The 15,958-nt window shown below is 34.9% G+C and carries 13 protein-coding genes, 1 pseudogene and 1 riboswitch; of the genes and pseudogenes, 11 read left to right on the top strand and 3 right to left on the bottom strand.

Annotated elements, in window-relative coordinates:
* Positions 1 to 200 (top strand): annotated as a pseudogene (locus ATZ99_RS10280) (L-lysine 6-transaminase); the annotation flags it as partial.
* Between the two features lie 25 nt (positions 201 to 225).
* Here the strand turns inward: ATZ99_RS10280 and ATZ99_RS10275 are convergent.
* A complete protein-coding gene (locus ATZ99_RS10275) occupies positions 226 to 405 on the bottom strand; it encodes a hypothetical protein (RefSeq protein WP_068749134.1) in 180 nt (59 codons plus the stop codon).
* Between the two features lie 168 nt (positions 406 to 573).
* Here ATZ99_RS10275 and ATZ99_RS10270 point away from each other — a divergent pair, with 168 nt between their 5' ends.
* From ATZ99_RS10270 to thiM, 5 genes are all read left to right on the top strand, one after another.
* Positions 574 to 1,938, top strand: a complete 1,365-nt coding sequence (locus tag ATZ99_RS10270; protein ID WP_245641375.1) for an ATP-binding protein — start codon at positions 574 to 576, stop codon at positions 1,936 to 1,938.
* A gap of 63 nt (positions 1,939 to 2,001) precedes the next feature.
* Entirely contained in the window at positions 2,002 to 3,522 is a 1,521-nt protein-coding gene (locus tag ATZ99_RS10265) for a YifB family Mg chelatase-like AAA ATPase (RefSeq protein WP_068749133.1), read from the top strand.
* A gap of 17 nt (positions 3,523 to 3,539) precedes the next feature.
* Positions 3,540 to 4,607, top strand: coding sequence for an alanine/ornithine racemase family PLP-dependent enzyme (locus ATZ99_RS10260; protein WP_083947461.1), 1,068 nt, complete (start codon positions 3,540 to 3,542; stop codon positions 4,605 to 4,607).
* A gap of 45 nt (positions 4,608 to 4,652) precedes the next feature.
* Positions 4,653 to 5,705, top strand: coding sequence for a [FeFe] hydrogenase H-cluster radical SAM maturase HydE (gene hydE / locus ATZ99_RS10255; RefSeq protein WP_068749132.1), 1,053 nt, complete (start codon positions 4,653 to 4,655; stop codon positions 5,703 to 5,705).
* Positions 5,706 to 5,777: 72 nt separating this feature from the next.
* Positions 5,778 to 5,893, top strand: a riboswitch (TPP riboswitch).
* 101 nt (positions 5,894 to 5,994) lie between these two features.
* Complete coding sequence (gene thiM / locus ATZ99_RS10250; RefSeq protein WP_068749131.1) at positions 5,995 to 6,789, top strand: hydroxyethylthiazole kinase; 795 nt, start codon at positions 5,995 to 5,997, stop codon at positions 6,787 to 6,789.
* 13 nt (positions 6,790 to 6,802) lie between these two features.
* On the opposite strand, the gene ATZ99_RS10245 is transcribed toward thiM, so the two are convergent.
* The gene (locus ATZ99_RS10245; RefSeq protein ID WP_068749130.1) at positions 6,803 to 7,753 is read right to left on the bottom strand and encodes an ROK family protein; all 951 of its coding nucleotides are present in this window, start codon (positions 7,751 to 7,753) and stop codon (positions 6,803 to 6,805) included.
* Positions 7,754 to 7,907: 154 nt separating this feature from the next.
* Here ATZ99_RS10245 and ATZ99_RS10240 point away from each other — a divergent pair, with 154 nt between their 5' ends.
* Positions 7,908 to 9,149: an MFS transporter gene (locus ATZ99_RS10240; RefSeq protein ID WP_068749129.1), complete on the top strand. Its 1,242-nt coding sequence runs from the start codon at positions 7,908 to 7,910 to the stop codon at positions 9,147 to 9,149.
* On the opposite strand, the gene ATZ99_RS10235 is transcribed toward ATZ99_RS10240, so the two are convergent.
* On the bottom strand, positions 9,144 to 10,535 hold the full coding sequence (locus tag ATZ99_RS10235) for an MBL fold metallo-hydrolase (protein WP_068749128.1): 1,392 nt from the start codon (positions 10,533 to 10,535) through the stop codon (positions 9,144 to 9,146). The genes ATZ99_RS10240 and ATZ99_RS10235 overlap by 6 nt on opposite strands.
* 240 nt (positions 10,536 to 10,775) lie before the next feature.
* Between ATZ99_RS10235 and cobO the strand changes: the two genes are divergently transcribed.
* Genes cobO through trmFO form a run of 4 tightly spaced genes read left to right on the top strand, consistent with a single transcriptional unit; the run spans position 10,776 to position 15,842 of the window.
* Positions 10,776 to 11,300, top strand: a complete 525-nt coding sequence (gene cobO / locus ATZ99_RS10230) for a cob(I)yrinic acid a,c-diamide adenosyltransferase (protein ID WP_068749127.1) — start codon at positions 10,776 to 10,778, stop codon at positions 11,298 to 11,300.
* Positions 11,301 to 11,316: 16 nt separating this feature from the next.
* Entirely contained in the window at positions 11,317 to 12,420 is a 1,104-nt protein-coding gene (gene dprA / locus ATZ99_RS10225; RefSeq protein ID WP_068749126.1) for a DNA-processing protein DprA, read from the top strand.
* Positions 12,421 to 12,430: 10 nt separating this feature from the next.
* The gene (topA, locus tag ATZ99_RS10220; RefSeq protein WP_068749145.1) at positions 12,431 to 14,539 is read left to right on the top strand and encodes a type I DNA topoisomerase; all 2,109 of its coding nucleotides are present in this window, start codon (positions 12,431 to 12,433) and stop codon (positions 14,537 to 14,539) included.
* Positions 14,532 to 15,842, top strand: coding sequence for an FADH(2)-oxidizing methylenetetrahydrofolate--tRNA-(uracil(54)-C(5))-methyltransferase TrmFO (gene trmFO, locus ATZ99_RS10215; protein WP_068749144.1), 1,311 nt, complete (start codon positions 14,532 to 14,534; stop codon positions 15,840 to 15,842). The genes topA and trmFO overlap by 8 nt, the downstream gene beginning before the upstream one ends.
* Positions 15,843 to 15,958 lie beyond the last annotated feature (116 nt).

Here is a 15,958-nt window from a genome sequence, read left to right as displayed (position 1 = left end):
TGGCGGCCTTTGATTTTCCCGATCAGGAACTTAGGGGTAAATTTTTGAAATATTGCTTTGAAGAGCGGATGCTGGTATTGGCGACGGGTGTAAAGGGAGTAAGGTTCAGGCCGATTCTCACGGTAACGGAAGAAGATTTGATGGAAGGGTATAACCGCATGAAAAAGGCTTTAATGAGGATAAAGAAAGAAAATGCATAAACGGGGCAAAAGCGCCCCGTTTACTTTATTCTCCCGGATAAATCATAAGATTGGGTCTTGTTATATTTTCATTTTCAACTTTAGTAGCTTTATTTTCCTGTGGGAAAATTTCACCAGAAAATTCCATTTTGTAGCCTAAATCCTGGGGTTTTATGAAGTACTTGTCCAAAGCCCTATCCTTTTTTTTAAGCATTTTGAATACCAATTTCTATCCCTCCAATTATATAATTACCTTTTCTTTTATTATTTTTTGAAAATGACGGATATTATTCAAAAATTTGAGTGAAAAAGTTCTCATAAAATTACACCTTGATAAAGCCGGTTTTTTTTTGTAAATTAATTATCAAGTAATTTAAAAAAGGGGTAATGTAGAATGGCACCAATAGATAATGAAGGTAAAGAGGTATACGATATGCTTCTTGCCATTGAACGCTTAGTTGTTTATAGAAATATTTCAAATGACCCTGTAATTAAAATTTTTTGCCAGATTTTAAAAATGCTTTTAAACGATGATAATCTTCTTGAAGCTTTTGAAAAATACCATGAATTTATAGGGCGTCTGGTAGAGGAAAGAGAAAAAAATAACACATATTTTTCAGGAAATATATGGCAGGAGTACCTATTAGAACTTATATTGGGAGATGATAACTGTTTCAGTCAACAATGCGAGTTATTTGAATATGAAAGTATAAACTACCACCTTAAAGCGATGGTAAGCCATGATTTACATTATTTAAAAAAGGCGTACGAATTTGATATAAATATAATTAAAGATTTATTAATGAAAAAATTACAATTAGGTTACATATTATCTTTTCCCGATTATAAATACATGGGATTAAAAAATGAATATCCTTATCCTGAATATTATTATATTGAAAAAGAAGATATAAAAGAAAAATTACATAATTCAGATGATTGGGATAAAAATATTAGGGATCTCGCTCATTTTTATAAAAAGGTGGGATGTGGGAATTTCGGTAGGTACTGGGCATTTAAGTGGATACAAACAGATGAGGGCGGAAGATTGGAAGGAATTGCAGATCCTGATCCTGTTAAACTACACGAAATTATAGGTTATGAAGAGCAAAAGAGGGAAATTTACAGGAATACAAAACAGTTTGTGAAGGGGTTTAAAGCAAATAATGTATTGCTTTACGGTGATCGAGGTACGGGAAAATCTTCTACGGTTAAAGCCCTTATTCATGAATTCGGGAAGGATGGGCTTAGAATTGTTGAGGTTTTAAAAGACCAATTTAAATACCTTCCGGAAATTATATCTCTGCTGAAAAATAGACCTCAGCGTTTTATCATTTTTATTGACGACCTGTCTTTTGAAGAATTTGAGACAGATTATAAATATCTAAAATCTATACTGGAAGGAAGTTTGGAATCTACTCCTGGTAATGTAGTAATTTATGCTACATCAAATAGACGTCATTTAATTAGAGAATTTTTTAATGATAGACGGGAGGAAGAAAAAAGGGCAAATGAAACGTTAGAAGAAAAATTGTCCTTATCCGATCGATTTGGAATAACTGTTTTATTTAATGCTCCGAATCAGGAAGATTACTTAAAAATCGTTGAAGGAATTGCTAAAAACAGGGGGCTTTCCATCGATTCAGCAGTATTAAGGAAAATGGCTATACAATGGGAGTTGTGGAATAATCAGCGTTCGGGAAGAACCGCAAAACAATTTATTGACGACTTAATGGGAAGAATGGGAATAAAAAATTAAAGAAGGAATTTTATTTTTTTTATTGAAATAGTCATTTGTAATTTTTATTTTACAGGAGGAAATATGATATCAAAATTGAAAAGCTCCACTATATACGGTATCGAAAGCTTTATAGTAGAAGTAGAAGTGGATTTGTCCAATGGGCTACCGTGCTTGGATATTGTAGGTCTACCCGATACAGCGGTTAGAGAATCAAAGGAAAGAGTTAGGGCGGCTATAAAAAATCAGGGTTTTGAGTTTCCGATTAAGCGAATTACGGTAAACCTTGCACCTGCGGATATAAAAAAAGAAGGGCCGCAATTTGATCTTCCAATAGCCATTGGCATCCTTGCGGCAAATAAAAGAGTAAAAGAAGATTCTATCTCGAGCTACCTGGTAGTAGGTGAACTTTCCTTAGATGGGTTTGTAAGGCCTGTAAATGGGATATTGCCTATGGCTATAAAGGCGAAGGAAGAAAGATTGAAAGGGATTATACTACCCTTTGAAAATAAAAGGGAAGCGGAAGTTATAAAAGGAATAGAGATAATACCGGTAAATACTTTAAAAGATGCAATAGAATTTTTAAATGGAGAACTGAAAATAGAGAATAAAATCGAAGAAATAAGTGATAATATACCGTTTTATGATGTGGATTTTTCAGAAGTAAAAGGGCAAGAAGGTGTAAAAAGGGCAATCGAAATTGCAGCAGCCGGTCATCACAACTTGTTGATGATAGGGCCACCGGGTACCGGAAAAACGATGATTGCTCGAAGAGTTCCCACTGTTCTTCCGGAACTTACTCAGGAAGAATCCCTTGAACTTACTAAAATTTACAGTATTTCCGGAATTTTGCCCAAGAATAGCTCATTAATTAGAAAAAGGCCATTCAGGGCACCCCATCACAGTATTACCCCTGTGGGTATGATAGGAGGAGGGAGGGTCCCAAAACCGGGAGAAGTTACCCTCTGCCATTACGGGGTGTTATTTCTTGATGAAATTCCTGAATTTGACAGAGAAGTGTTGGAGCTATTAAGACAACCAATGGAAGACGGTTGTGTTTCCATTGTGAGAAATAATGCTAAAATAATATTTCCATCCAAATTTATGTTAATTGCAGCAATGAACCCCTGTCCGTGCGGTTATTACCTTGACCCATTCCATGAGTGTTCGTGCAATCCCGGGAAAATTCAGAAATATCTCGGGAAAATAAAAGGGCCTTTGCTGGACAGAATTGACCTGCAAATTGAAGTAGCTTCTGTGAAATTCTCAGATTTTGAGGATACAAAATCCACCGATTCCTTAACTATAAGGAAAAAAGTGGAAAACGCAAGATACATTCAAATTGAAAGATATAAAAATTATGGGATTTTATATAATTCAGAACTGAGTGGTGCTTTAATAAATAAATTCTGCTCAATTGGGAAAACAGAAAAACTTCTTTTAAAAGAAGCTTTTGAAAAATTAAAATTAAGTGCAAGAGCTTTAAACAGGATATTAAAAGTATCCCGTACCATAGCTGATTTAGAGGGAGAAGAAAGAATAAGTGAAAAGCATATTGCTGAAGCATTACAGTACAGAAACTTGGAAAAATACTACGGGCTATAGTTTTCGGAGGTGGTATTTTGACCTATCCAAGAGTAGAAATAAATTTATCTTTGATAAAAAAGAATGCGATGAATATCGTAGAACTGTGTTACAAATACGGTATAGAAGTGATGGGAATTACAAAGGGCGTCTGTGCTTTGGAACCAGTAGTGCAAACGATGATCGAAGGAGGAGTAAAAAAACTGGGGGATTCACGTATAAAAAATATAGTAAAATTAAAAAGTTTCGGTGTAAATTTACCTGTTTACCTAATCCGGATTCCTATGCCCTCCGAAATAAACGATGTAGTAAATTTTGCGGATGGTAGTTTTAATTCGGAATTTGAAGTAATAAAATTGATTTCTCAAAAAGCAGTTGAAAATGGTAAAGTACATAAAATTATATTAATGGTTGATGTAGGGGATTTAAGGGAAGGAGTCATGCCGGAAGATGTTAAGGACTTAGTAGGAAAGATTTTAGAACTTCCCGGAATAGAGTTTGAGGGAATAGGTACCAATGTGGGGTGTTATGGAGGAGTACTCCCTTCAATAGAAAATACCTCAATTTTGGTGGAAATAGCTGAGGAATTGGAAAAATTTTATGGAATTCGAGTAAAAACCATTTCGGGAGGTAATACCGCTACTTTAAAAATGGTTGAAGAAGGGGTTTTGCCCCGCCGCATTAATCAATTAAGGATTGGTGAAGCTATTCTTTTGGGTACGGATTCAACAAACTTTCGAAAGATCCCTAACACTTATCAGAATACGGTGATCCTTAAAGCGCAAGTAATAGAAGTCAAAACAAAGCCTTCAAAACCTATTGGAGAAATAGGAAGGGATGCTTTTGGTAACATTCCTGTTTTCGAAGATAAAGGCCCAATGAAAAGAGCAATAGTAGCTCTGGGAAAACAGGATTGCAGGATAGAAGGATTAATTCCAGATGAGGATCATATAAATATCCTCGGGGCCAGCAGTGATCACCTTATTCTTGATGTAACAAATTCACTTAAAGAAATAAGAGTTGGGTCAATAATTGACTTCAAAATGAATTATGGCACAATGTTAGGACTTATAACCTCCCCTTATGTGGAAAAAATTGTGGTATAGTTTAACTTTTAAAATTAATAAGACATATTTTTGGGAGGAATTTATATGCTAAATGAAATATGGGAAAAAATAGATTCGGAAGTGGAGCTTAATAAGCAAGAACTCTGCTATATTCTTTCTTTAGAAGACCCGGAAAAGTTAGAAATTCTTTATCAGAAAGCTGATAAAATAAGAAAAAAGTATGTTGGAGATGAGGTTCATCTTAGAGGACTGATTGAGTTTTCAAATTATTGCAGGAATAATTGCCTTTATTGCGGAATACGCAGGGATAATAAGAAGGTAAGACGTTATCGAATGGAGATTGATGAGATTTTTGAAACCGTATCATTGGCTTCAAGATTGGGTTATAAAACTGTTGTGCTGCAATCAGGGGAAGATATGTACTATACTCTGGATAAGCTTACAGAACTTATAAAAAGGATAAAAAATGATATGGATATTGCCATTACGCTGAGCATCGGTGAGCGGTCCTATGAAGAGTATGAAAAACTTTATGAGGCTGGAGCTGATAGATATTTAATGAGATTTGAGACATCAAATCCCGAGCTTTATGCTAAGCTTCATCCGGATTCAAGCTTTGAAAATCGTATTAATATTTTGAAGTGGCTAAAACAAATAGGATACCAAACCGGTTCGGGAGTAATGATAGGATTACCCGGTCAAACCATTGAAGACCTGGCTGAGGATATATTAATGTTTAAGAAACTTGATCTCGATATGATAGGGGTAGGCCCTTATATTTGTCACCCCGATACACCTCTTGCAGGCAATCCCGGTGGGACTGCCGAAATGACACTAAAAGTAATTGCTTTGACAAGGATAGTAACGAAAAATACTCATATTCCGGCAACTACAGCTCTTGCTACTTTGAGACCGGAGGATGGCAGGGAAAAAGCTCTGATGGCTGGTGCAAACGTTATTATGCCCAATGTAACTCCTCTGAAATACCGGGAACATTATACTTTATATCCCAACAAAATTTGTATAAATGAAAGTGCACTGCAGTGCAATTCGTGTATAAAAAGAAGAATTTACTCCATAGGAAGGGTAATAGGAACTGATTACGGACATTCTTTAAAAAAACGAGAAAATGGTTAAGTGTATAAAAAAGCAATCTTATTGCATTGACAGCAGGATTATTTCAGGGTAAAATATCAAAAAAATAGATTATTAGACTACCGGGGGTGCTGCTTAAGTACTGCTTAAGCGGCTGAGACGGGAAATTTTCCCGAACCCTTGAACCTGTTTGGGTAATGCCAGCGGAGGGAAGGTAGTAAAAGTGTGAAATCGTACCGCTGGGTACGATTTTTTATTTGTTCTATATTTTTTATTTATTCTACGCATTTTAAACTAATTAAAAACATCATAAAATAACGGAGGTATAAAAATGATTTCCGGCATTTTAAAAAAAGTCAGGGAAAATAAACCTCTTATACACCATATTACTAATATGGTGACCGTAAATGACTGTGCAAATGTTACACTGGCAGTGGGAGCACTACCTGTTATGGCTCATGCCCTTGAAGAAGTAGAGGATATGGTAAAAGCTGCTTCGTGCTTAGTCCTCAATATAGGTACACTTACGAAAGAGCAGGTAGACGCGATGATAAAAGCCGGGGAAAAAGCGAATCAGCTGGGGATACCCGTTGTGCTTGATCCTGTAGGAGCAGGGGCAACACCTTTACGGACAAAAAGTACCTGGAGAATACTTAACGAAGTGAAAGTTTCAGTAATAAAAGGTAATAGTGCGGAAATAGGTACCCTTGCCGGTGCAGGAGGAGAAATAAAGGGAGTGGAAGCGGTAAAAAGCAGTGAAAATCTTTTGCCTGCTTCCAAGGAACTGGCCAAAAGATTAAATACTGTAGTTGTGGTATCAGGTGCCACGGATATAGTTACAGATGGAGAACGAATAGCCTTTGTCAATAATGGTCACTATTTAATGGGGACGATTACTGGTACTGGATGCATGTTATCGTCGGTTATTGGTAGTTTTTGTGGAGTAGAAAAAGATTATTTTAGAGCTGCCGTTGCAGCTTTAGTAGTTTTTGGTCTTAGCGGTGAACTTGCGGCAAAAAAATCTAATATTTACGGTCCGGCAAGTTTCAAAATAAATTTTTTTGATGAACTTTATAATATAACTGAAGAAAAAATAATTGAAGGTTCAAAATACAAGGTAGAATAATTAGAAGTTAACCTTATAAAAAAGCCAATGATGCCGCGCCTATTGCACCTGCATCTTTATCCAATTTGGCTTTTACGATTTCAAGGTGTTTAAGGTTAGCAGGTAGAGATCTTTCTTTAATGGTTTTCATCATCTTTGAATAGAACATATCCCAGCATTGAGTAAGCCCCCCTCCGATGGCAATGAGCCCGGGATTGAAGATATTTATTAGATTAGCAAGCCCCACTCCAAGATAATATCCCTCATTTTCCACGAGGGTTAAAGCAAAATTATCACCTTTTCTTGCGGCTGAAAAAACGTGTTCCGCCGTAATTTCTTCATTCCGGGCTTTTTCAATTATTTTTGTTTTTATCCCTGATAAAATTCCTTCTTTGGCGAACCTTGACAAAGCAGTGCCCGAAGCATAGGCTTCCCAGCATCCCGAGTTTGTGCATCCGCATATAGGACCTTCAAAATTGATAGTCATATGGCCTACCTCTCCAGCATTTCTTCCTATACCTTTGAAGAGTTTGCCATCGATAAAGATTCCCGCTCCTATACCTGTGCTTATTGTTATGTAAATAAAATTTTTAACTCCCTTTCCGGCTCCGAATAAAAATTCTCCAAGAGCAGCTGAATTAGCATCATTTTCTATAATTATTTTTGTATTAAATTCCCTAAACATAATTGAACATAAAGGGATATCCTTCCATCCCGGGAGATTTGGCGGATTCTGAATGGTTCCCTTTTCTACGTCTATAGGACCAGGAACTCCGATACCTATTCCTGCAATTTCATTCAATGATAAATTTATTTGACTTAAAACATCATAAACACTTTTTTTCATTCTTGAAATTACTTTTTCGGGTCCTTCTTTTGCTAAAGTGGGCATTTCAACCCTGGCAAAAATATTACCGTTATTATCGATAATACAGGTTGCAATTTTTGTCCCTCCAAGGTCAATACCCAACGAAAAATTTTCCATAATTTTTCACCTTCTATTGGTAAATTTTATAATAATATGTTTTAATATAGAAATATTTTAGTGTAAAATTTGTTTTAAATTTCTATAAAAAATGATAAAATAATTAATCGTAATAGGATAAGCCTAATATTAAAATCGGGAGTATGATATAGAAATGAGCGGCATAAGAAATCCTTTTGAAGCTTTTAAATCTAAGAATTTTAAATATTTTTGGATGGGACAGTGCATTTCCCTTATTGGTACCTGGCTTCAGAATACAGCGCTTTCCTGGCTTGTTCTAACGTTAACAAATTCTGCCTTTTTGGTGGGGTTCTATAATGCGGTTCAATTTACACCCCAATTATTTTTGTCCCTTTTGGCAGGAACTATAGCCGATCATTTACCAAAGAAAAAGTTATTGATATTTACCCAGAGTTTATTAATGCTATTAGCCTTTTTGTTATCAGTTTTGACCTGGAAGAAAATAATTAATTACTACATCCTACTAATTTTTGGTTTATTGATCGGGATAGTAAATACTTTCGATATGCCTGTTAGACAATCTTTCGTTATAGAATTGGCCGGCCAGGAATTACTTTATAATGCTGTTGCGCTAAATTCTATGAATTTTAATCTTGCAAGGATAATAGGTCCTGCAATTGCGGGAATCCTTCTTAAAAATGTCGGAATGAGTATTTGTTTTTTGTTAAATGGATTAAGTTTTATTGCAGTATTAATAGGTCTTTTTTTAATTGATGTGGGCATAAAGCCTATGAATACAAAGAAAAACAATAAAATGCTCATAGATATTTGGGAAGGCTTAAAATATACCAGAAGAAATAAAATTATTTTGCAAACAATAATATTACTCTTTATAATGAATGTGTTTATAATGAATTTTAACGTATTAATTCCCCTGTATACAAAATATGTTTTGCATAAAGATGAAGCAGGATACGGTTTTCTGCTTTCCTCAATGGGAATCGGTGCTCTATTAGGGGCACTTTTTGTAGCAGTTAAAAGTAATAAAAGGCCTAATATAAAAACTCTTTATTTTTCTTTGATATTTTACTCATTAATATTTGTTTTAATTGGGATCAATAAAAATTACCATTTTTCATCAATTTTGTTCATGTTAGCGGGGTTTTCTGCAATTCTTTTTACAACTACCGCTAATTCATCTCTGCAGCTTTCTTCTTCTGACGAATATCGAGGGAGAGTTATGAGCTTGTACACTATGATTTTTGCAGGTACAACACCTTTGGGCAGTTTAATATCAGGTTCTTTTGCCCAGATTCTAAACATAGATAAAGCGTTTATTGCCTTAGGGTTAAGCTGTACTATATTATTTTCCCTGTACTTTTTTGCCATAAATAACAACAAAAGAATTAATTTAAAAAGGGTAGATGATTTATAGCTCTACTTTTTCAAAAAGATCGGGTATTAATACGCTGACATTAAATAATTTCTCCATTTCTTTTTTAAAATTTTCAGAAGCCTTTTCTTCTCCATGAGTTATAAATATTTTTTTCGAGACTCCGTTTTTTATATTTTTTACCCAGTTAATAAGTCCTGCTATATCGGCATGTCCGGAAAGGCCGGTAAGATTATAAACCTTTGCTTTTACTACCATCTCTTCGCCGAAAATTCTGACTTTTTTTGCATTATCCAGTATTTTCCTGCCAAGGGTTCCTTCAGCCTGATAACCTACGAATACTATGGATGTGGTATCTTTCCAGATGTTGTGTTTCAGGTGATGTTTTATTCTTCCTGCTTCACACATCCCGCTGGATGAGATAATTACAATGCCGTTTTTATCGTTTAATGCCATTGATTCTTCTGCACTGGAAGTAGTATACAGGTTGTTGAATCTTAAAATATCTATATCCTGTCCAAGAAGGTTAATAGCTTCTTCATCGTAACATTCTTTATGCTTTTCGTAAATTTCGAGGGCTTCCTTTGCAAGTGGGCTATCAAGGTATATTTCCATATTGGAAAGTTCTTTTCTCTTTTCAATGTCTATATAATAGTTCAGTAAATATAAGATTTCCTGAGCTCGCCCTACTGAAAAGGCTGGAATAATTACATTTCCGCCTTTTTTTACCGTGTTAATTATAATATCATATAATTTTTTTATTTCTTCGGTTTTATCGTGCAACCTATCTCCATAAGTTGATTCTATTATTAAATAATCGGTATAATCAATATATTCATAATCTCTAATTATTGGTATATTATAATTTCCTAAATCACCAGAAAAAGTTATAAGAATTTCATTATTTTTTTCTTTGATTTTTAAAATTATTATCGAAGAACCCAATAAATGTCCGGCATCCTTAAACATTACATGAATATTTTCATCAATAACAATCCACCTGTCGTAGGGGGACTTAATTATATATTCCGGTATTCGCAGGGTGTCTTCTACGGTATATAATGGCTTGATTGGGACCAGCCCTTTTCTCTGTCTTTTTTTATTTTGCCATTTGCTTTCCAGCTCCTGGATGTGAGCACTATCTTTTAACATAATTTCCATTAAATCGGCAGTTGCGGAAGTGGCAAATATACTACCGTTAAAACCATTTTTAAAAAGTAAGGGTAATCTTCCTATATGATCAATATGTGAATGGGTAATTATTACAAAATCCAAATCACGTGGATCGAAAGGGAAGGGTTCAAAGTTTAATTCGCTTTTCTCACCCTGAAACATTCCGCAATCTATTAAAAATTTTCTATTTTCTGTTTCAATGTAATAACAGGAGCCTGTTACCAGTTTTGCAGCACCGCAAAAGCTTATTCTCATTTTGTTACCCCCTTTTTGATAATTATAGCATATTTGTTTTTTCTAAAGTTATCAGTTCTGTTAAATAAATAAAATAATAACTCTAAAAAATAATAGATGAAAAGATTTTTTAAATATTAAAAGAAATATAATAAAACTGTTGAAGTAAACTTTTCAGAATGATATTATTTTGCTTAGGTTTTTTTGGTTAACCTGTTATTAAAAAGAAAATGATACAAATTGTAAATAGGAGTGAAAAATATGTCAAGAAGAGGGTTGTTGCTTTTATATACGGGCAATGGTAAGGGTAAAACTACTGCTGCATTAGGCCTTGCTTTAAGAGCCATAGGCCATGGTCAAAAGGTATTCATGATACAGTTTATGAAAGGTAATTCTAATTATGGGGAAATACAAGCCTCGAAATATCTACCGAACTTTACTATCATACAGAAGGGGCAAGATAAGTTTGTAAAAAAAGGTAATCCTGACCCATTGGATATAAAGCTTGCAGAAGAGGGACTTGAGCTTGCAAAAGAGGTTTTGCAAAAAGGAGAACATGATTTGGTAATCCTTGATGAAATAAATGTATCTGTAGATTTTGGGCTTTTAAAAGAAGAAGATGTATTAAGTCTGATAAATTTAAAAAAACCTCATACCACATTGGTTTTAACAGGAAGATATGCCACCGAAAAATTGATATCAATGGCGGATATGGTTAGTGAAGTAAGAGAAATAAAACACCATTATGAAAAGGGAGTACCTGCACAGGAAGGAATTGAATTTTAAATACTGGAGAATTAAAATGATTGAAGAGAGAAAAGAAATTATTATTTTTTTAAACCTTATAGAGAATATTGGTTATATTAGAGCAAAAAGTATTTTAAGTGTGTACAATAGCTTAAAAGAATTGAGAAAAGCAAATAAAGAGGAGCTTTTGAAAATTCCCAATATCTCGGATAAAATAGCAGGAAAAATATTATTTGGTTTAAAAGAATTCAATCCTCTAAAAGAAATAGAAAAAGCTGAAAAAATGGGTTGTAAAATTATAACAATCGACGATAAGGATTATCCTCAAAGATTAAAAGAGATCTACGACCCACCTTTGGTTATCTATGTAAAAGGTAAAAAAGAGTTTCTAAAAAAAGAAGGTATTGCAATTGTAGGTACGAGAAAACCCACCGAATACGGTAAAAAGGTTGCAGAGGATCTAGCTGCAAAATTGGCGGAAAGAAATCTTAATATCATAAGCGGACTGGCAAAAGGTATAGATTCTTTTGCCCATAAAGGAGCATTAAAGGTAGAAGGTATTACGGTTGCAGTCTTAGGAACGGGAATTGACATAATTTACCCTCCCGAAAATAATAAATTATTTCAAGAGATTGCGGAGAAAGGAGCAATCATAACAAGTTTTCCCGTAGGCACCGAACCACTTCATTATAACTTTCCTGCGAGAAATAGAATAATCAGCGGTTTATCTCTGGGAGTAGTAGTAGTAGAGGCGGGAGAAAGGAGCGGTGCATTGATAACTGCAGATTTTGCTTTAGAACAGGGGAGAGAGGTTTTTGCAGTTCCCGGAATGATTTACAGCCCGATGAGCAAGGGACCTCATAAGCTTATAAAGCAGGGAGCAAAATTAGTAGAAAATGAAGAAGATGTTTTAATGGAATTAAATATTGGAAATAATTTTTATAGTGGGAAAAACTCTACAAGTGTAAAAAAAGAGGAATTAAGTTTATCTAAAGAAGAAAGGGAAATTCTAAAAATTATCGATTTTACTCCGATACATAAAGAAATTCTGGGAATTAAAACTAATTATTCTCCGGCTAAGATTAATGAAATATTAACAAAATTGCAGTTAAAAGGAATAATTTCTCAAATCGCAGGAGGATATGTAATAAGGAATTGAGGTGGTTATTGTGGCCAAATCACTTATTATTGTTGAATCTCCGGCAAAGGCAAAGACAATAAGTAAATTTTTGGGTAAAAATTTTAAAGTGGCTGCATCCATGGGACATGTTAGAGATCTGCCCAAAAGTCAATTGGGAATAGATTTAGAAGATGGCTTTGAACCAAAATATATCACAATTAGAGGAAAGGGTTCTATAATTGATAATCTTAAAAGGGAAGCCTCAAAAGTAGAAAAAATATATCTTGCAACCGACCCTGATCGGGAAGGAGAAGCTATTTCCTGGCATTTAGCTCAACTTTTAGGAATCCCACAGGATTTGCCTTGCCGGGTGGAATTCCACGAAATTACCAAAAATGCCGTAACTAATTCAATCAAATCCCCACGAACAATAAATAAAAATCTTGTGAATGCTCAGCAAGCCAGGCGTGTTTTAGATAGACTTGTGGGTTATATGATTAGCCCCATATTATGGAAAAAAATAAAAAGAGGTTTAAGTGCCGGAAGGGTACAATCGGTAGCCGTCAGGCTAATATGCGATAGAGAAAATGAGATCAGGAATTTTGTGCCAGAAGAATACTGGACAATTGATGCAGAATTAATGGAAGAGATTTCCAAATCAACTTTTTTAGCCAAGCTATTTTCGAAAAAGGGCGAAAAAATTTCTATTAATAATAAGGAACAAGCGGAAAAAATAGTAAATGACTTAAAGGAAGAAAAATTCACGGTTTTGGAAGTTAAAAAAGGAGAAAGAAAGAGAAATCCTTCATTGCCTTTTACAACAAGTACAATGCAGCAAGAAGCTTCACGAAAGTTGGGATTTACCGCTAAAAAAACCATGATGATTGCCCAACAGCTTTATGAGGGACTTGATATAAAAGATGAGGGTACGGTGGGTCTTGTTACTTATATCCGAACGGATTCTACAAGAATATCTGAACAAGCCCAGTTAGAAGCAAAGAAGTACATTGCCGAAAATTTTGGCAAGGATTTTATTAATGATTCTCCGATTCAGCAAAAACAGAAAAAGAATATACAGGATGCCCACGAAGCTATAAGACCCACGTCCGTTTATAGAACCCCTGAAAAGATAAAGGATTCCCTGTCAGAAGACCAGTATAAGCTTTATAAACTTATTTGGGAAAGGTTTTTAGCCAGCCAGATGGCACCCGCCATATATGATTATGTTTCTGTGGATATTAAAGCGGGAGAATATATTTTTAAAGCCACAGGTTCTCATATGAAGTTTAAAGGCTTTATGGTAGTCTATATAGAAGGAGCCGATGAGGAACAGGAAAAAGAAGAAACGATGCTTCCAGATTTAATTGAAGGGCAGGAGCTGGCTTTAAAAGACTTAAAGGCCGAGCAGCATTTTACTCAGCCACCTCCGAGGTTCACCGAAGCCATGCTGGTAAAGACCCTGGAAGAAAAAGGCATAGGTCGTCCAAGCACCTATGCGCCAATAATCGATACCATTACAAAGAGGGGCTATGTGGAAAAGGAAAAAGGAAGGTTTAAACCTACGGAACTGGGAGAAATAGTAACGGAGCTATTAAAAGAATACTTTAGCGATATAGTCGATATAGGTTTTACAGCAGAAATGGAGGAGCAATTAGATAAAATCGAAACCGGAGATGAAGACTGGCGTAAAATCGTTGAAAGTTTTTATAAACCTTTTGAAAAAAAACTAAGGATTGCTGAAAAAGAGATAGGAAAGATACAACTAAAAGAGGATGAGGAAACCGAAGAAATATGCGAATATTGCGGGAGAAAGATGGTAGTAAAACGGGGCAGATATGGGAAATTTTTAGCATGTTCGGGTTTTCCCGAATGTAAAAACACTAAACCTATAGTTGAGGATACCGGAGTAAATTGCCCCTTATGCGGAGGCAAAATTTTAGTAAGAAAAACAAAAAAAGGCAAAAAATTTTATGGATGTGAGAATTATCCCGAATGCAATTTTGTTTCCTGGTATCCCCCTGCCGGCATCCCATGTCCTAAATGTGGAAATTTGATGGTTTTAAAATCAGTGAAAGGGCATCATAAAGCTGTTTGTACCAACAAAGAATGCAATCATGAAGAAATTTTTCCTGATAAAGAGGGTGGAAAAAATGTATGAGGTAAAGGTAGTAGGTGGAGGACTTGCAGGATGTGAAGCTGCATGGTATCTGGCCAACCACGGAGTTAAAGTAAAACTCTACGAAATGCGGCCCAAAAAAATGACCCCCGCTCATCATACAGATAAATTAGCGGAATTAGTATGCAGTAACTCCCTGCGATCTCAGGAAATTACTACTGCAGCAGGAGTTTTAAAAGAAGAAATGCGATTGCTTTCTTCTATAATAATACAAAAAGCCCATGATTACAGCGTTCCTGCCGGTTCAGCCTTAGCAGTAGATAGAGAAAAATTTTCCAATGCAATTACCCTTGAAATACAAAACCACCCAAATATTGAGCTAATAAGGGAAGAAGTTACTCAAATTCCCGATCCTCCTGCAGTATTGGCTACAGGTCCCTTAACTTCCGAAAATTTATCCTATGCACTGATGGAACTTTTAGGTAGTAAATATCTGTATTTTTATGATGCAGCAGCACCTATAATTACTGCAGATTCAATAGATTGGAATATTGCCTTTTGGGGATCCAGGTATGGTAAAGGCTATGAAGATTACGTAAATTTACCGATGACCGAGGAAGAATATTACAATTTTTACAATGAGCTTATTAATGCCGAAGTGGTTGAACTTAAGGAATTTGAAAAGCCCCAATATTTTGAAGGGTGTATGCCAATAGAGGTAATGGCAAAGAGAGGTCCTCAAACTCTTCTTTTTGGGCCTTTAAAACCTGTAGGAATCGTAAACCCGAGAACGGGAGAACAACCTTTTGCAGTAGTTCAGTTACGTAAAGAAAATAGAGAGGGGACTTTATTTAATATAGTAGGTTTTCAAACGAGTTTGAAATGGCCGGAACAAAAAAGGGTTTTTAGCAAAATACCGGGATTGAAGGATCCTGAATTTGTGAGATATGGTTTTATTCACAGAAATACATTTATTTTAAGCCCCAAATTTTTAAACCCCACCTTGGAATTAAAAATAAAGAAAGGTATTTTTCTTGCAGGGCAAATAACTGGAGTCGAAGGATATATAGAATCAGCGGCATCGGGTATCGTTGCGGGGATAAATGTCTTACGTTATATAATTGGTATGGAACTTCTTGTATTTCCAAAGGAAACAGTTATTGGTGCATTGTTAGATTATATTACAACGGCAGATGCAAAAAATTTTCAACCCATGAAGGCAAATTTTGGAATACTTCCGCCTTTAAGTGAAAAAATTAAAAATAAGAAAATAAAATATGAAAAATTGGGCGAAAGAGCAATCAATGTATTAAAAAATTTCATTATGGAAAATAATGTAATATAGTTCAAAATTTTAATGTATTTTTCAAAAAAAATTAACAAAGAATTTAAAAATAATTTAGAATTTAATATTGCATTATATACTTTCATATGGTAGTATAATATAGGCTCTTTTCAAAT

This window comes from Thermovenabulum gondwanense (assembly GCF_001601575.1).
GTDB lineage: Bacteria > Bacillota > Thermosediminibacteria > Thermosediminibacterales > Thermosediminibacteraceae > Thermovenabulum > Thermovenabulum gondwanense.
Note: the sequence above shows the minus strand (reverse complement) of the source record. Positions and strands in the feature narration are given on the sequence as shown.